This window comes from Massilia frigida (genome assembly GCF_011682175.1).
Classification (GTDB): Bacteria; Pseudomonadota; Gammaproteobacteria; order Burkholderiales; family Burkholderiaceae_D; genus Telluria_A; species Telluria_A frigida.
In genome coordinates this window covers 1-16,024 of the sequence record NZ_WHJG01000049.1, presented here as the reverse complement: position 1 = coordinate 16,024, position 16,024 = coordinate 1, and the positions used below count along the sequence as shown (strand labels likewise).

The window sequence follows — 16,024 nt, the reverse complement described above, 5'->3', positions numbered from 1 at the left end:
GTATTGCCTCAACATAAGAATTCCAGTGTACCGATGGGCACAGGTGCTTCATTGAGGCAAGTCAATTAGTTTCACCAAAGAAAATCACATGCACGTCCCGCTTTCCATCCTGAGCTGCCAGCGTGTGCTGGCCGCGCCCGATCCGCTGTTTCCCGAGCGCCTGCACGCGCGCCGCTTCGAGCAACAGCTGCGCCTGCTCACCCGCTGGTTCCGCCTGATCCCGTTGTCGCGCGCGGTGGCGCAACTGGCCGACGGCACCCTGCCCGCGCGCGCCGCCTGCCTCACCTTCGACCATGGCTACGCCGAGCACGCCGCCGTGGCCCTGCCCCTGCTGCAGCGCGCCGGCGTGCCGGCCACGTTTTTTATCGCCGCCAGCTACCTCGACGGCGGCTGCACCTGGTGCGACATCGTCACCGAGGTGGTGCGCAACGCGCCCGGCGAGCGCCTCAACCTGGCGCGCAGCGGCTTTGCCAGCTACGACATCGGCTGCCCGCAGCGGCGCCGCGCCGTGATCGAGATGCTGCTGGCCGCCCTGCGCCTGCTGCCGCCGCAGGAACGGCTGGCGCGCGCGCGTTCCATGGCGCGCCGGGTCACCCCGACCATGCTCAGTTCCGACCAGTTGCTGGCCCTGCACCGGGCCGGCATGGAGGTCGGCGCCCATCCGCTGCACCATACGGCGCTGGCCAGCCTGTCGAACGCCGCCGCCCGCGCCGACATCGCCGCGGGCCGCAGCCGCATCGAAGACATCCTGCAAGCCCCGGTGCGCCTGTTCGCCTATCCCAGCGGCAAGCCGGGCGAGGATTTCGAGCAGCGCCACGGGCGCATGCTGCGCGCCCAAGGCTTCGAGGCGGCGGTCGGCATGGCCCCCGGCGCGGCGCACAGCGGCAGCGACCTGTTCGCGCTGCCGCGCTGTGCCCCGTGCGCGCAGGCCGGCGCCGCCTTCCTGCTGCGCCTGGCCGGCAATCTGTTCACGCGCCCCTGACGTCAAGCGCCGCCTGCCATCTGGGCCGCCAGCAAGCGTCGGTCGAATTTGCCGTTGGGACTGCGCGGCAGCGCCTCGCGCACTTGCGCCAGCAGCGGCAGCATGTAGCCAGGCAATTTGGCGCGGCAGGCGGCCAGCAGCACGGCCGGTTCCAGCAGGCAGCCACGGCGCGGCGTGACGGCCAGCGCGATCGACTGCCCCAGCACCGGGTGCTCCAGCCCGAGCGCCGCCGCCTCGGCCACCAGCCCGGTCGCGTACAGCACCTCTTCGATCTCGGTCGGACTGACCCGGTAGCCGCCGGTGGTGATCATGTCGTCGCTGCGGCCGATGAAATACAGAAAGCCTTCCTCATCCATACGCACGGTCTCGCCCGACCACACCCCGGTGCCGGCGAACGGCAACCCGGGCTGCGCCGGCAGGGGCCGGAAGCGCTCGGCCGTGCGCGCCGCATCGTTCCAGTAGCCGAGCGCCACCAGCGGTCCCCGGTACACCAGTTCGCCCGGCTCGCCCGGCCCGCACGGCTGGCCGTCGGGCCGCAGCACCAGCACGTCGGCGTTGGGAATGGCCTTCCCGAGCGAGTCGGGGCGCTGGTCGAGCTGCTCGGGCGCCAGGCAGGTGGCGTGGAACGCTTCGGTCTGTCCGTACATCAGGTACACCCGGGTGTCCGGCAAGCGCCGCCGCAGCGCCTCCAGGGCCGCGCGCGGGATGGCGCCGCCCGAACTGGTGATGGTGCACAAGTTGTGCGGCGCATCCCAGTGCAGCTCGGCCAGCTGGATCCACAGCGGCGCCAGCGCCGCCAGGACCGTGATGCGCTCGCGCGCGACCATGGCCGGAATGTCGCGCGTCAGCAACGGGTTCATCAGCACCACGGCGGCGCCGGCGGCAAAGGCGCCGGTCAGCTGGCTCAGGCCGTAGTCGAAGCTGAGCGGCAGCAGCGCCAGGATGCGCTCGTGCGCGCTGTATCCCAGATAAGCGGCGATGCTGCCCGCCGCCGCCACCAGATTCCGGTGCGACAATACCACCCCGGTTGGCGCCCCGCTGCCGCCCGAGGTGTACAGCAGGGCCGCCATGTCGGTATCGATGCGGCGGTGGGCGTCGCGCGCCGGAGCGCCATCGGCCCGCCGCATCCAGCCGTCCCACGCCAGCACGCCCAGGCCGGGCAGCATGCCATCCGCGGCTCCGGTTTGCAGCACGCAGTACAGGTCCGGACAGCGGCCCAGCTCCAGCGCGAGCGTGGCCAGCCGACCGGGCGAGGTCAGCAGCACGCGGGCGCCGCAATCGCGCAGGATATGCCCGACCTGGGCCGGCTTGAGCAAGGGATTGAGCGGCACGAAGACTAGGCCGGCGGCGGCCGCGCCGAACAGGGCCAGCACGGCTTCCTCGCATTTGTCGATGAACACCGCGACCCGCTCGCCGCGCGCCAGACCCAGGCCCAGCAAGCCTTGCGCGGCGACCTCGACGCAGCGCGCCAATTCGTCATAGCTCAGGCTCTTGTCGAGATAGCGCAAGGCCGGCGCGTGCGGCGTGCGCCAGGCGGCCTGGTTGATCAAATCATGCACGAGTGGCGTCATATATTCCTCTACGTAAATTATTTCCCAAGGGAATTCATGATTAATAAAAACGGGGTGCTCCTCCTTGACCGGAATCAAGCAATGCGACCGCACTCTTCCTCTTGTGCGCGCTCAAGAAGCCCGCAATTTGCGGGGTGTTTAATGAAACCGGTTCCGCTGACAGGACAGGGGCGAGGGAACCGACCATTCCTTAACCAGTGCGCCCGCAATCTTGCGTCCCGGCCCGGTCCGGGGTGCGTACAGGAGAAAAGAACACCATGAATGCGCCCCTGTTGACGCTTCCGCGCGTCGAACCCTTTTTCTTCAATGTCGAGACCGGCACGCGTTTCAGCCTGTATCACGCGCCGGCGCCGCAGTTGCGCGCGCGCGGCGCGATCCTGTACGTCCATCCCTTCGCCGATGAAATGAACAAATCGCGCCGCATGGCCACCCTGCAGGCGCGCCGCTTCGCCGCCGCCGGCTACGCGGTGCTGCAGATCGACCTGTTCGGCTGCGGCGACAGTTGCGGCGACTCCAGCCAGGCGCGCTGGGAGGCATGGAAGTGCGATCTGGAGGTCGCGCGCGCCTGGCTCGCCGAGCGCGCCGCCGGCCTGCCGCTGCACCTGTGGGGCCTGCGCCTGGGCGGCCTGCTGGCGCTCGATTTCGCCTGTGGTGCGCCGGTCGACGGCGTGATCCTGTGGCAGCCTTTCCTGAACGGGCGCACCTGCATCAACCAGTTCCTGCGCCAGGGCCTGGCCGCGCGCATGCAAGCGGGCGATCCGGCCCGCTTCGGCACCACCAGCCAGCTGCGCGCCGACCTGCTGGCGCGCGGCATGCTCGAAGCGGGCGGCTACGAACTGGCCGCGCCGCTGGTGCACGCCATCGATGCCTGCGACGCGGCGGCGCTGCCGCTGCCGCCCTGCCAGGTACACTGGTTCGCCAGCGGCTCGCCGGCGCCGCACCGGCTGGCCGCCAGCGCCGAACGCATCGCCCGGCGCTGGAGCGCGCGCGGGACCACCCTGCATTTTCACGCGATCGAGGGGGTGCCGTTCTGGGGCGCCAACGACATCGCCGAGTGTCCGGCGCTGCTGGCCGCCACCAGTGCCGTCTTCACGGCGGAGGCATAATGGACGCCACCCAACGCACAATGCAATTTACCTGCGGCGGCAATTCCCTGATCGGCATTCTGGACCTGCCCGAACGGCCGCTAGCACGCGGCGTGCTGGTGGTGACCAGCGCGCCGCAATACCGCATCGGCAACCACCGCCATTTCACGCTGCTGGCGCGGCTGCTGGCCGCGCGCGGCATCCCGGTGATGCGCTTCGACCACCGCGGCATGGGCGACAGCGAAGGCGAGGCGCGCCCCATCGACGCGCTGGGCGACGACCTCCAGGCCGCCATGCGCGCCTTCTTCGCCCAGATGCCCGCCATGCAGGACGTGGTGCTGTGGGGCCTGGGCGACGCCGCCACGGCCGCCGTCCTGTACGCCCATGCCGACACCCGCGTCTCGGGCGTGGTGCTGCTCAATCCCTGGATGCAGACGCCGGCCGGCACGGCGCGCGCGCATGGCTTGCCGCCACTGCTGGCGCGCCTCGGCGAACTCGATTTCTGGAAGCGCGTGGCCAGCGACAGCCACAATGGTGAGGACAGCGTGGCCGCCCTGCGCCAGCACATGCGCGCCGCCGCCGCCGACGCCAGCCTGCCGCTGCCGCAGCGCGTGCTGGCCAGCCTGGCGGGCTTCGACGGCGCGGCCCTGGTGATCCTGGGCGGCGACGAACCGGGCGCCCGGCACGTCGACGCCCTGCTCAAGCGCCACGAGCTGCGCTGCAAATGCGTCACCATCGACGGCGCCGACCGCACCTTCGCCAGCCGCGCCTGGCGCGACGCGGTGGCCGAGGTCAGCGCGAACTGGATTGCGTCATGGTGAAATCCTGATGCCGTGATGGTGCATCAGGTCGTACAGGGTCGGGCGGCTCACGCCGAGCAGCTCGGCCGCCTTGACGATCGACCCGTTGGTGCGCGCCAGCGCCGTCACCATCACCTTGTATTCGGCGGCGTCGCGCACCTGGCGCAGATTGACCGGGGCGTCCGACTGCGGCGCGCCGGCCAGGCCCAGGTCGCGCGCGCTGATCTGCGGCCCTTCCGACATGATCACCGCGCGCCGGATGCAGTTTTCCAGCTCGCGCACATTCCCCGGCCAGCCATACTGCTCGATCGCCAGCACCGCATCCTCGGTGAAGGCCGGCACGCTGCGCCGCTCCATCAGGCTGGCCTGGTGCTTGAAGTGGTGCGCCAGCAGCACCGCGTCGCCGACCCGCTCGCGCAGCGGCGGAATGGCCAGCACCACTTCGCTCAGGCGGTAATACAGATCCTCGCGAAAGCGGCCTTCGCGCACCAGTTGCGGCAAATCCTGGTGGGTGGCGCACACGATGCGCGCATCGATGGCGATTTCGCTGCGTCCGCCGATGCGCTCGATCACCCTCTCCTGCACGAAGCGCAGCAGCTTGGCCTGCAAGGCCATCGCCATGTCGCCGATTTCATCGAGGAAGAAGGTGCCGCCCTGCGCCATTTCGATCTTGCCCAGGGTTTGCTGGCCGGCGCCGGTAAAGGCGCCCTTTTCGTGGCCGAACAATTCGCTCTCGAGCAGGTCGGCCGGAATGGCCGCGCAGTTGATGGCCACGAAGCGCTTCTCGTGGCGCGCCGACAGGTCGTGCAAGCCGCGCGCGAACAGCTCCTTGCCGCTGCCCGAGTCGCCCAGCAGCATGACCGTGGCCGACGACGGCGCCAGTTTTTCGACGCTGCGGCACAGGCGCAGCATGGCCGGGTCGCGCGTGACGATGCGCGAGAGCGGCGAGTCGGCGCCGATCTGCAGCATGCGCTGGTTCTCTTCCTGCATCGCGTGCAGATAAAAGGCCCGCGCCACCACCAGGCCCAGGGTATCGGCATCGAAGGGCTTCTGGTGAAAGTCGTAGGCGCCCATGCCGATCGCCTTGAGCGCGTGGGCGCGTTCCTGGTTGCCCGACAAGACGATCACCTTGGTGCCGGGCGCTTCGGCCAGGATCTGGCGCAAGGTGGCCAGCCCCTCGGTGGCGCCGTCCGGGTCGGGCGGCAAGCCCAGGTCGAGCGTCACCACCGCCGGGCGATGGCGGTGCAGCTGCGCCAGCGCGCTCTCGCGGTCCTCGGCGACGATCACCTCATACCCGTCGAAGCTCCAGCGCAGCTGCTTCTGCAAACCCTTGTCGTCTTCGACCACCAACAGCTTCTTTTTGCCCATGATGCAGCTCCTTGAATGAGGTTCACCTTCAGCGGCTTCCCTTGCCCAGCAAAACCACCTGCACCGTATCGATCAGGATCAGCAGATCGAGGAACAGGCTGTTGTTCTTCACGTAGTACAGGTCGTACTGCAGTTTCTGGACGGCGTCGTCGACCGAGGCGCCGTACTGGTAGCGCACCTGGGCCAGGCCCGTCACGCCGGGCTTGATGCTGTGGCGGACGTTGTAGTAAGGGATATCGCGTGCCAGCTGCTCGACAAAGAAGGCGCGCTCCGGGCGCGGCCCGACGAAGCTCATCTCGCCCTTGAACACATTGAGCATCTGCGGCAGCTCGTCGATGCGCAGCATGCGCAGGAAGCGCCCGACACGCGTGACGCGCGGATCGTTGGCCGCGGCCCAGGTGGGCACGCCGGGCGCCTCGGCATTGATGCGCATGCTGCGGAACTTGAGCACATTGAAGATGCGGCCATCCTTGCCGACCCGCTCCTGCTGGTAGAACACCGGCCCGCCATCGTCGAAGGTGATGGCGGCCGCCGCCATCAGCATGAGCGGCAGCGACACCAGCGTGATGCAGCCGCTGGCCACCAGGTCGAAGCAGCGCTTGACGCTGGCGCGCCAGAAGCTCTGGTCGAAGCCGCCGCCGAAAATCAGGTAGCTAGGCTGCAGCGAGTCGAGCCGGATCTGGCACGCCTCGCGCTCGAAGAAGGTGGCGGCATCGATCACGCGCACGCCTCCGAGCGCGCAGTCGAGCAGATCGCCAACCGGGAACTCCTTGCTGCGCCGGTTGGTCACCGTCACCACCAGCTCGCGCGCCTCGTAGCGGCGCGCCATTTCCAGCAGCGATTCGCCGACCGGCAGCAGCGCGGCGGCGGGCACGCAGCTATCTTCGCCGGCGATCGGCACGCAGCCCACCACGCTGAACCGATGCAGGCCGATCTTGCTGTGCGCCAGATCCATGCACTCGCGCGCCAGCGCGCCGCTGCCCACGAAAATGAGGCGCGCTTCGAGCAGCGCCGATTCGGCCGACTTGAACACCACCAGCCGCGTGAGCACCACGGCGGTGGCGCCGATGGCGAAGATCACGCTGCTGATCCCGCGTCCGAAATAGATCTCGGGACGCACCGCGATCAGGGCGCTGAGCAGCGCGAACCCGAGCGCGAACGAGGGCATGATGCGGATCAGGGTGGTGCGGATGCCCTCGCGCGAACTATGCTGGTACATCCCGAGCGCGCTCATGCTGAAAATGATCACCAGCGCGAAGGTCAGCGATGACAGATACAGGTTATCGGCGCGAAACTGGCCGTGCTGGTCCGAAAACCACAGCACCGAGGCCACGCTGGCCGAGGTGAGCAGCATCAACAGTTCGAGCAGCAGCAGCACGAACGCCATCTTGGATACGTAGTGACTGAAAATCCGGATCACGGTTCCTCCCTGCCAGCGACGTGCCCACGGCACGGCGTGGTAAATAATCGCTTACAGACGCATAAGAGGTATTGACTACAAACAAGCATTTCCGGGCATTTCCCGAAGGCCAGACACGGGGCAGCCAAATAGACTATAGTGATGCTTCTGCACTAATTATTCGCCCAACATGAAATTTGACGTCGCTATTGTCGGCAGCGGACTGGCCGGTCTGTCGGTTGCCCTGCACCTTGCGCAAACGCGCACCGTGGCCATCATCTCCAAGCGGGCCCTGCTCGACGGAGCCAGCAACTGGGCCCAGGGCGGCATTGCCGCCGTGCTGGACTCGGGCGACAGCCACGCCCAGCATATCGACGACACCCTGGTGGCCGGCGGCGGCCTGTGCGACGAGGCGGCCACCCGCTTCATCGTCGAACACGGGCGCGAAGCGATCGAATGGCTGATCGACCAGGGCGTGCCGTTCACGCGCGACCCGACCGCCGAAATGGGCTTCCACCTGACCCGCGAGGGTGGCCACAGCCAGCGCCGCATCATCCATGCGGCCGACGCCACCGGACACGCGGTCCAGGTCACGCTGGAACAGAAGGTGCGCGCGCATCCGAATATCTCCCTGTTCGAGCAGCACTGCGCGATCGACGTCATCACTTCCGACAAGCTGGGACCCAAGCCAGCGGCGGCCAGCGCCGGCCAGCCGCATTGCTACGGCTTGTACGTGCAGGATGAGAAAACCGGCCAAGTGCTGACCTTCGAGGCGGAGCACACGGTGCTGGCCACCGGCGGCGCCGGCAAGGTGTATCTGTACACCACCAACCCCGACACCGCCACCGGCGACGGCATTGCGATGGCCTGGCGCGCCGGCTGCCGCGTCTCGAACATGGAATTCATCCAGTTCCACCCGACGTGCCTGTACCACCCGTACGCCAAGTCCTTCCTGATCACCGAAGCGATCCGCGGCGAAGGCGGCTTGCTCAAGCTGCCGCCGGAAGCCGGCGCCGCCGCCGGCACGCGCTTCATGCCGATGTACGACGAGCGCGGCGAACTGGCCCCACGCGACGTGGTGGCGCGCGCCATCGACTTCGAAATGAAAAAGCGCGGCCTCGATTACGTCAACCTGGACATCAGCCACCAGAGTCCGGAATTCCTCAAGGAGCACTTCCCGACCATTTACGCGCGCTGCCTGGAACTGGGCATCGACATCACCAAGGAACCGATTCCGGTGGTGCCGGCGGTGCACTTCACCTGCGGCGGCATCGTCACCGACCTGGCCGGACGCACCGACGTGCCGGGCCTGTATGCGGTCGGCGAAACCGCCTGCACCGGCCTGCACGGCGCCAACCGCCTGGCCAGCAATTCGCTGCTCGAATGCCTGGTGGTGGGACGCGCCTGCGCGCACGAAATCGCCGCCATGCCGAAAGGCGAAACGCGCGACCTGCCGGCCTGGGATGAAAGCCGCGTCACCAACGCCGACGAGGAAGTCGTCATCGCCCACAACTGGGACGAACTGCGCCGCTTCATGTGGAATTACGTCGGCATCGTGCGCACCACCAAGCGCCTCGAACGCGCGCAGCACCGCATCGCGTTGCTCAAGGAAGAAATCGACGAGTACTACCGCAACTTCCGCATCACGCACGATTTGCTGGAGCTGCGCAACCTGGTCGACGTGGCCTCGCTGATTGTCAACAGCGCGCTGACGCGGCGCGAAAGCCGCGGCCTGCATTTCAGCCGCGACTATCCGAACACGCTTCCGAAAGCCTTGCCAAGCGTGCTGACCCCGCCGCGCCGCTAACGCGTCGTTCCCGCCAGGCGGGAACCGACGGTAGCTCATGAACCAAAAACTGTCTCCATCAACCATCGGCTTGCTGACCCTGCCCCCGCTCCTGTGGGCAGGCAACGCCATCGTCGGCCGCCTGGTGCGCGACGCGGTGCCGCCGATGACGCTCAACCTGCTGCGCTGGTCGATCGCCATGCTGATCCTGCTGCCGCTGGGACGGCGCCTGTTCGCCAGCGACGCGCTGCGCAGCAACTGGCGCCGCTTCGCACTTCTCGGCCTGCTCGGCATCGGCCTGTATAACTCCCTTCAATACCTGGCCCTGCAAAGCTCCACGCCGATCAACGTCACGCTGGTGGCGGCCGGCATGCCGGTCTGGATGCTGCTGGTCGGCGCGCTGTTTTTCGGCGTGAAGGTCGGGCGCCAGCAAGTCATCGGCGCAGCCATGTCGATCGTCGGCGTGCTGGTGGTGTTGTGCCGTGGCGAGTGGAGCCAGCTGGCCGCGATGCGCATGGTCGCCGGTGACCTGTACATGATCCTGGCCACCATCGCCTGGTCGTTCTACAGCTGGCTGCTGACCCGCCAAAACGATCCGCCCGCGGTGCGCGCCGACTGGGCCGCCTTCCTGCTGGCCCAGGTCATCTACGGCGTGCTGTGGTCGGGCGCTTTCGCCGGCGTCGAATGGGCCGGTGGCACCGTGGCGGTGCACTGGAGCTGGACCGTCGCGGCGGCACTGCTGTACGTCGCCATCGGCCCGGCCATCATCGCCTTCCGCTGCTGGGGTGCCGGCGTGCAGCGCGCGGGGCCCAGCGTGGGCGCGTTTTTCACCAATCTGACCCCGCTGTTCGCGGCCATGATGTCGTCGGCCTTCCTGGGCGAATTGCCGCATCTGTACCACGGCGTGGCCTTTGCGCTGATCGTCGGCGGGATCGTGTTCTCGTCGCGCCGCAAGGCCGGGTAAAATCAGGCGCATGAAGACACTTCCTCTCAGGCTGGTTCCGGGACAGGACTTGCGCGCGGCCCTGGCCGACGTGCTGGCCGCGCATGGCACGGCGGCCGGCTTCGTTTTGCAGGGCATCGGCAGCCTGCGCGGCGCGCGTTTGCGCCTGGCCGGCGCCGCCCAGGCCACGCAAGTCGGGGGCGACATCGAAATACTGACCCTGGCCGGCTCGCTCTCGCCGGACGGCCCGCATCTGCACATGTCCGTGGCCGATGCCGCCGGCCGCGTGCTGGGCGGCCACGTGCTGGCAGGCTGCACCATCCGCACCACGGCCGAAATCCTGATCGCCCTGCTGCCCGGCCACCGCTTCGCGCGCGAGCTTGACGCGGCATCCGGCTTCGACGAGCTGGTGGTCCATTCCCATGACTGCTGACAGCGACGCCCTGGCCGGTTTTGTCGAGCGCCACCGGCGCGTCCTGGTGCTCACCGGGGCCGGCATGAGCACCGCGTCCGGCATTCCCGACTATCGCGACCGCGATGGCGTGCGGCGCGGTAAAACGCCGGTGCAGGGGCCGGATTTTCGCAAGCTGGAAGCGGTGCGGCGGCGCTACTGGGCGCGCAGCATGGTCGGCTATCCGGCCTTGTCGGCGGCCGCGCCGAACGCTGGCCACGCCGCGCTGGCCGGACTGCAAGCGGCCGGGCGGCTCGGCGCCCTCATGACGCAAAACGTCGATGGCCTGCACCAGTGCGCGGGCAGCGCCGACGTACTCGAACTGCACGGGAATATCCACAAGGTGGTGTGCCTCGACTGCCACGCGCGCTTTCCGCGCACCTTCGTGCAGCACCAGCTGGTCGATGCCAATCCGGCGCTGGCCGGCGCCGTGGCCACGCCCGCGCCGGATGGCGACGCCCATCTGGAACCGGATGCGCTGGCCGAATTCCACCTGCCGTACTGCGTGCACTGCGGCGGTACGCTGAAACCGGACGTGGTGTTCTTTGGCGATGGCGTGCCGGCCGGCTGCACACGCGAAGCGCTGGCACGCATGATGGAGGCCGACGCCCTGCTGGTGATCGGCTCGTCGCTGGTGGTGTATTCGGGCTTTCGCTTTTGCCGCATGGCTGCCGACAGCGGCAAGCCGATTGCCGCGATCAACCTGGGCAAGACCCGCGCCGATGAATTGATCTCGTTGAAGGTCGAAGCCAGCGCCGAAAGTGCCCTCCCCGCGCTGCTCAGGCAGTTCGCATGAGGGCTTGCCGCAGCAATCGCGCACGGCGCGTTCTACCCCCAGGGCTACAATCAAACTCAACATTTTGGGTGCGGAGTTCATGATGAAAACACTATTAGTGGTAATGGCGTTCCTGCTCGCCGGCTGTGTTCCCAAGCCGGCGGGCATTGAACCGGTCGCCAAATTCGATGCGTCAAAATATCTCGGCAAGTGGTATGAAATCGCGCGCCTGGATCATTCGTTCGAGCGCGGATTGAGCCGGGTAACGGCCGATTACAGCATGCGCGACGATGGCGGCATCAAGGTTGTCAACCGTGCCTACCATGCCGGGAAGGCGGAGTGGAAGGAATCAGTCGGCAAGGCCTATTTTGTCGAAAAGCCGGACGTCGGCTATCTGAAGGTCTCGTTTTTCGGTCCCTTTTACGGTTCCTACATCGTCTTCGACCTGGAACGCGAGAATGACAGTTATTCGCTGATCAGCGGACCCGATACATCCTATTTCTGGCTGCTGTCACGCACGCCGACAATGGATGAGGCAACAAAAAAGCGCCTGGTCGCCAAGGCCCAGGCACTTGGTTTCGATACATCGAAACTGATCTACGTCGATCAGTCTCCGCTCAGTCGATAATCCGCAGCGAAAAATCGGTGGCCTTGATGTCCTTGGTCAGGCTGCCGATGGAAATGCGGTCCACGCCCGTTTCAGCGATCGCGCGCACGCTATCCATGGTCACCCCACCCGATGCTTCCAGCAACGCCCGGCCCGCATTGAGCGTGACTGCGTGGCACATCGTGGCCAGCTCGAAGTTATCGAGCAGGACGGAGGTAGCACCGGCCTCGAGCGCTTCGCTCAGCTGGGCCAGGGTTTCGACTTCGATCTGGATCGATACGCCGGCATCGAGCGCTTGCGCAGCCGCCAGCGCCTTGCCCACGCCGCCCGCTGCCGCAATGTGATTTTCCTTGATCAAGATGCCGTCGTACAAGGCCATGCGCTGGTTCTTGCCACCGCCAACCCGTACCGCGTATTTTTGCGCCTGGCGCAGGCCCGGCAGCGTCTTGCGGGTGTCGAGGATGGATGCCTTGGTGCCTTCGACCACTTCGACGTAGCTGCGCGTGACGGTAGCCACGCCGGACAGCAACTGCATGAAATTGAGCGCGGCGCGCTCGGCCGTCAACAAGGCGCGCGGCGGCGCCTCGATGGTGCACACCACGCTGCCTGCGTTCATCAGGTCGCCTTCGGCATATTGCCAATCGACGTCGATGCTCGCATCGAGGGCCAGCATCACGCCTTCAAACCACGGGCCGCCGCAAAGCACGGCTTCTTCGCGCACGATCACGCGGGCGCGCACGCGGGTGTCGTCGGGCACCAGCTTGCCGGTCAGGTCGCCGCTGCCGACGTCTTCGAGCAAGGCGGCCAGCAGGTTCGATTCAAAGGCGGTTTGCAGCGCCGCATCAAAAACGGCGTAAGGATTTCGTAAATTGCTCATGCTGGGCCCACTCCGGAAAACAGGTTTGCTTCGTTGGCCAACGCGCTGGTCGGCAAGGCTTTGGCTTTTTTCGCGGCGGCGAAGTCAAGCATGCGGTCGATGGCGCGCACGGCTTCCTTGCCGACTTGCGGATCGACATGGATTTCATTGCTGCCGCTCTCTAACACGTCGGCCAGGTTTTGCAGGCCGTTCATGGCCATCCACGGGCAGTGCGCGCAGCTCTTGCAGGTGGCGCTGTTGCCGGCGGTGGGTGCCTCGATGAAGTGCTTGCCCGGGGCGGCAGCGCGCATCTTGTGCAGGATACCGTTGTCGGTGGCAACGATGAAGGTCGTTGCACCCATCGTTTGGGCGGCGTTGATCAGCTGGGTCGTGGAACCGACCACATCGGCCAGGTCCACCACGTTGGCGGGCGACTCGGGATGGACCAGTACCTTCGCTTCCGGATGCTCGGCCTTGAGCAGGTCGAGTTCGATGCCCTTGAATTCGTCGTGCACCAGACAGGAACCCTGCCACAGCAGCATGTCGGCGCCGGTTTGCTTCTGGATGTAGGAACCGAGGTGCTTGTCCGGCGCCCACAGGATTTTCTTGCCCTGCGCATGCAGGTGGGCCACGATGTCGAGTCCGATGGACGAGGTCACCATCCAGTCGGCGCGGGCCTTGACGGCGGCGCTGGTGTTGGCGTAGACCACGACCGTGCGGTCGGGATGGGCGTCGCAAAAGGCCGAGAATTCGTCGGCCGGGCAACCCAGGTCGAGCGAACAGGTCGCGTCCAGGTCCGGCATCAGGATGCGTTTTTCGGGGCTGAGGATCTTGGCGGTTTCGCCCATGAAACGCACGCCGGCGACGACCAGCGTTTTTGCCGGATGATCGCGGCCGAAGCGCGCCATTTCGAGCGAATCGGAGACGCAGCCGCCGGTTTCCTCGGCCAGGTCCTGGAGGTCGCCATCCACGTAATAGTGGGCCACCAGCACCGCTTTGCGCTCTTTCAGCAAGCGCTTGATGCGTTCCTTGAGCGCCGTTTTTTCGGCGGCGGACGGCGCGGCCGGCGTGCGTGCCCAGGCTTGCGCGGTGCAGCTCAGCCCGGCCTGGGGATGCTCGTATTCGATGGTCTTGATAGGGAGAATATTCATGTCGGTACTATCTCACAAGAGAGAAATCGTTGCAGGGGCGGCCGTGAAATGGCGCGCGGGCACCTCGGTGCCCGCCCTGCCCCACATGGCCAAACGGGACGCCAGGCGCCCCGTTGCCAGCCTTAGTCGATACCCTGGCTCGTCAGGTAATCCTCGTAGTTGCCGCGGAAGTCGACGATTTCGTTTTCCTTGATTTCAAGGATGCGGTTAGCCAGCGAGGACACGAACTCGCGGTCGTGGGAGACGAAAATCAGGGTGCCGGTGTATTTTTCGAGCGCAATGTTGAGCGACTCGATCGATTCCATGTCCATGTGATTGGTTGGCTCGTCGAGCAGCATGACGTTGTGGCGGCCGAGCATCAGCTTGCCGTACATCATGCGGCCTTTTTCACCGCCGGACAGTACGCGTACCGATTTCTTGACGTCATCGCCGCCGAACAGCAGGCGGCCGAGGATGGAGCGCACGGCCTGGTCGTCGTCGCCTTCCTTGGTCCACTGGCCGATCCAGTCGGTCAGGACCGCATCGGTGGCGAATTCCTCGGTCGGATCTTGCGGCATGTAGCCGACGTTGGCGTTCTCGGCCCACTTGACGCGGCCGGTATCCGGCTGCAAACCGGTCAGCTCGGAACCGATCGAGCGCAGCAAGGTCGTCTTGCCGGCACCGTTGGCGCCGATGATCGCGATGCGCTCGCCGGCTTCGACCATGATGCTGAAATTCTTGAACAGCTGACGGTCGTATTTTTTGGAAATGCCTTCGACTTCCACCGCGAGGCGGTGCAGTTTTTTCTCGGCTTCGAAGCGCACGAAGGGATAGGCGCGCGACGATGGCTTGATGTCGTCGACCTTGATCTTGTCGATCTGCTTGGCGCGCGAGGTGGCCTGGCGTGCCTTGGACTTGTTGGCGGCGAAGCGGCGCACGAAGTCTTGCAGCTCGGCGACTTTTTCTTTCGCCTTGGCATTGTTGGCCAGTTGCTGGTTGCGCGCCTGGGTCGAGGCGAACATGTATTCGTCGTAGTTGCCCGGATAGACCTTGAGCGTGCCGTAATCCATGTCGGCCACGTGCGTGCACACCTGGTTCAGGAAGTGGCGATCGTGCGAAATGATGACCATGGTCGAATTGCGGTCGTTGAGCACGTCTTCGAGCCAGCGAATCGTGTTGATGTCCAGATTGTTGGTCGGCTCGTCGAGCAGCAGGATGTCCGGATTCGAGAACAGGGCCTGTGCCAGCAGCACGCGCAGCTTCCAGCCCGGCGCCACGGCGCTCATCGGGCCCTGATGCTGGTCGATCGAGACGCCGGCGCCGAGCAGCAGTTCGCCGGCGCGCGCTTCGGCCGAGTAACCGTCGTATTCGGCAACCTTGCTTTCGAGTTCGGCCGCGTGCATGTAGTCGTCGTCGGTCGCTTCCGGATTGGCGTAGATGGCGTCGCGCTCGGAGATGGCGTTCCACAATTCAGTGTGGCCCATCATGACCACGTCCAGCACGCGCATGTCTTCGAACGCGAACTGGTCCTGGCGCAGCTTGCCCAGGCGCTCGTTGGTGTCGAGCATGACGGTGCCGCCCGATGGCTCGAGGTCGCCACCGAGGATCTTCATGAAGGTCGACTTGCCGCAACCGTTCGCGCCGATCAGGCCGTAACGGTTGCCGTCACCGAATTTGACGGAGATGTTCTCAAACAGCGGCTTGGCGCCGAACTGCATCGTGATGTTAGCTGTGGATAGCATGCTGGATTGGGTCTTTTGCGAATGGAAACAGGCGCTGAGCGCTAATCGGCCATTATACAATATGCACCGCCCGCCGCAGTACATCGCATCGAAAACAATGACTTGGCGCGCAATCTGCGGGGGCTGCCCGGCCGTGGCCTGAGCCGGCCGTTGGTCGTGGGATCGTGGCCGGGTTTGCTTCGCACTGCGTGTCCCGACGCTCAAGCCCGCACACCTCCATTTGTGCCTGGGCGGCACATCCGCACAGTCCAAGCGATGCTTCCCTTCCTCGCATTTGTAGCGTCGCGCGACCTCGTGTGCATAACAGGAGTTCCGACGATTTTTTTGTCCGAGAACAGCTCCCACTTATCCCATCTTCATTCGATGGAAATGCGTACTCGGCGAGGTAAACCTAACGATCTGCGTAACTATTCAGCCGCTACGCAGTTGGCCTGATCGGATCGCCAGCAAATGCACGGCGCAGCACTTCCAGCATGCTGTGCCCTTGTTTGCGTAGGGTGTCGAGGCAGGAGCGGATGGTGCAGAAGTT

General features: G+C 65.9%; 14 protein-coding genes. 8 read left to right on the top strand and 6 right to left on the bottom strand.

The features are described from left to right. The first annotated feature begins 88 nt into the window (after positions 1 to 88). A complete protein-coding gene (locus F2P44_RS29675) occupies positions 89 to 982 on the top strand; it encodes a polysaccharide deacetylase family protein (RefSeq protein WP_167092880.1) in 894 nt (297 codons plus the stop codon). A 2-nt stretch (positions 983 to 984) separates the two neighbouring features. On the opposite strand, the gene F2P44_RS29670 is transcribed toward F2P44_RS29675, so the two are convergent. Beyond that, positions 985 to 2,553: an acyl-CoA ligase (AMP-forming), exosortase A system-associated gene (locus F2P44_RS29670; protein ID WP_167092877.1), complete on the bottom strand. Its 1,569-nt coding sequence runs from the start codon at positions 2,551 to 2,553 to the stop codon at positions 985 to 987. A gap of 257 nt (positions 2,554 to 2,810) precedes the next feature. Between F2P44_RS29670 and F2P44_RS29665 the strand changes: the two genes are divergently transcribed. Then, positions 2,811 to 3,659 carry a hydrolase 2, exosortase A system-associated gene (locus tag F2P44_RS29665; RefSeq protein WP_167092874.1) on the top strand — a complete coding sequence of 283 codons (849 nt, stop codon included), beginning with the start codon at positions 2,811 to 2,813 and terminating at the stop codon, positions 3,657 to 3,659. Beyond that, positions 3,659 to 4,459, top strand: coding sequence for a hydrolase 1, exosortase A system-associated (locus F2P44_RS29660; protein WP_167092871.1), 801 nt, complete (start codon positions 3,659 to 3,661; stop codon positions 4,457 to 4,459). Before F2P44_RS29665 ends, F2P44_RS29660 begins: the two co-directional genes overlap by 1 nt. On the opposite strand, the gene prsR is transcribed toward F2P44_RS29660, so the two are convergent. Further along, positions 4,451 to 5,806: a PEP-CTERM-box response regulator transcription factor gene (gene prsR / locus F2P44_RS29655; protein WP_167092868.1), complete on the bottom strand. Its 1,356-nt coding sequence runs from the start codon at positions 5,804 to 5,806 to the stop codon at positions 4,451 to 4,453. The two genes, F2P44_RS29660 and prsR, sit on opposite strands and share 9 nt — an antisense overlap. A 28-nt stretch (positions 5,807 to 5,834) precedes the next feature. Beyond that, complete coding sequence (locus F2P44_RS29650; RefSeq protein ID WP_167092866.1) at positions 5,835 to 7,226, bottom strand: TIGR03013 family XrtA/PEP-CTERM system glycosyltransferase; 1,392 nt, start codon at positions 7,224 to 7,226, stop codon at positions 5,835 to 5,837. Between the two features lie 169 nt (positions 7,227 to 7,395). Between F2P44_RS29650 and nadB the strand changes: the two genes are divergently transcribed. The 5 genes from nadB (at position 7,396) to F2P44_RS29625 (ending at position 11,788) form a co-directional block, all read left to right on the top strand. Beyond that, on the top strand, positions 7,396 to 9,012 hold the full coding sequence (gene nadB / locus F2P44_RS29645) for an L-aspartate oxidase (protein ID WP_167078652.1): 1,617 nt from the start codon (positions 7,396 to 7,398) through the stop codon (positions 9,010 to 9,012). Positions 9,013 to 9,049: 37 nt separating this feature from the next. Next, positions 9,050 to 9,955 carry a DMT family transporter gene (locus F2P44_RS29640; protein WP_167092864.1) on the top strand — a complete coding sequence of 302 codons (906 nt, stop codon included), beginning with the start codon at positions 9,050 to 9,052 and terminating at the stop codon, positions 9,953 to 9,955. A gap of 10 nt (positions 9,956 to 9,965) precedes the next feature. Continuing rightward, a complete protein-coding gene (locus tag F2P44_RS29635; RefSeq protein WP_167092862.1) occupies positions 9,966 to 10,367 on the top strand; it encodes a PPC domain-containing DNA-binding protein in 402 nt (133 codons plus the stop codon). Beyond that, on the top strand, positions 10,357 to 11,181 hold the full coding sequence (locus F2P44_RS29630) for an NAD-dependent protein deacetylase (RefSeq protein ID WP_167092860.1): 825 nt from the start codon (positions 10,357 to 10,359) through the stop codon (positions 11,179 to 11,181). Before F2P44_RS29635 ends, F2P44_RS29630 begins: the two co-directional genes overlap by 11 nt. An 82-nt stretch (positions 11,182 to 11,263) precedes the next feature. Then, the gene (locus tag F2P44_RS29625; RefSeq protein ID WP_223165124.1) at positions 11,264 to 11,788 is read left to right on the top strand and encodes a lipocalin family protein; all 525 of its coding nucleotides are present in this window, start codon (positions 11,264 to 11,266) and stop codon (positions 11,786 to 11,788) included. Here F2P44_RS29625 and nadC read toward each other — a convergent pair. From nadC to F2P44_RS29610, 3 genes are all read right to left on the bottom strand, one after another. Further along, positions 11,778 to 12,644, bottom strand: a complete 867-nt coding sequence (gene nadC / locus F2P44_RS29620) for a carboxylating nicotinate-nucleotide diphosphorylase (RefSeq protein ID WP_167092858.1) — start codon at positions 12,642 to 12,644, stop codon at positions 11,778 to 11,780. The two genes, F2P44_RS29625 and nadC, sit on opposite strands and share 11 nt — an antisense overlap. Beyond that, the gene (nadA, locus tag F2P44_RS29615; RefSeq protein ID WP_167092856.1) at positions 12,641 to 13,774 is read right to left on the bottom strand and encodes a quinolinate synthase NadA; all 1,134 of its coding nucleotides are present in this window, start codon (positions 13,772 to 13,774) and stop codon (positions 12,641 to 12,643) included. The genes nadC and nadA overlap by 4 nt, the downstream gene beginning before the upstream one ends. Before the next feature lie 122 nt (positions 13,775 to 13,896). Next, positions 13,897 to 15,495: an ABC-F family ATPase gene (locus F2P44_RS29610; RefSeq protein WP_054264505.1), complete on the bottom strand. Its 1,599-nt coding sequence runs from the start codon at positions 15,493 to 15,495 to the stop codon at positions 13,897 to 13,899. Positions 15,496 to 16,024: the final 529 nt, after the last annotated feature.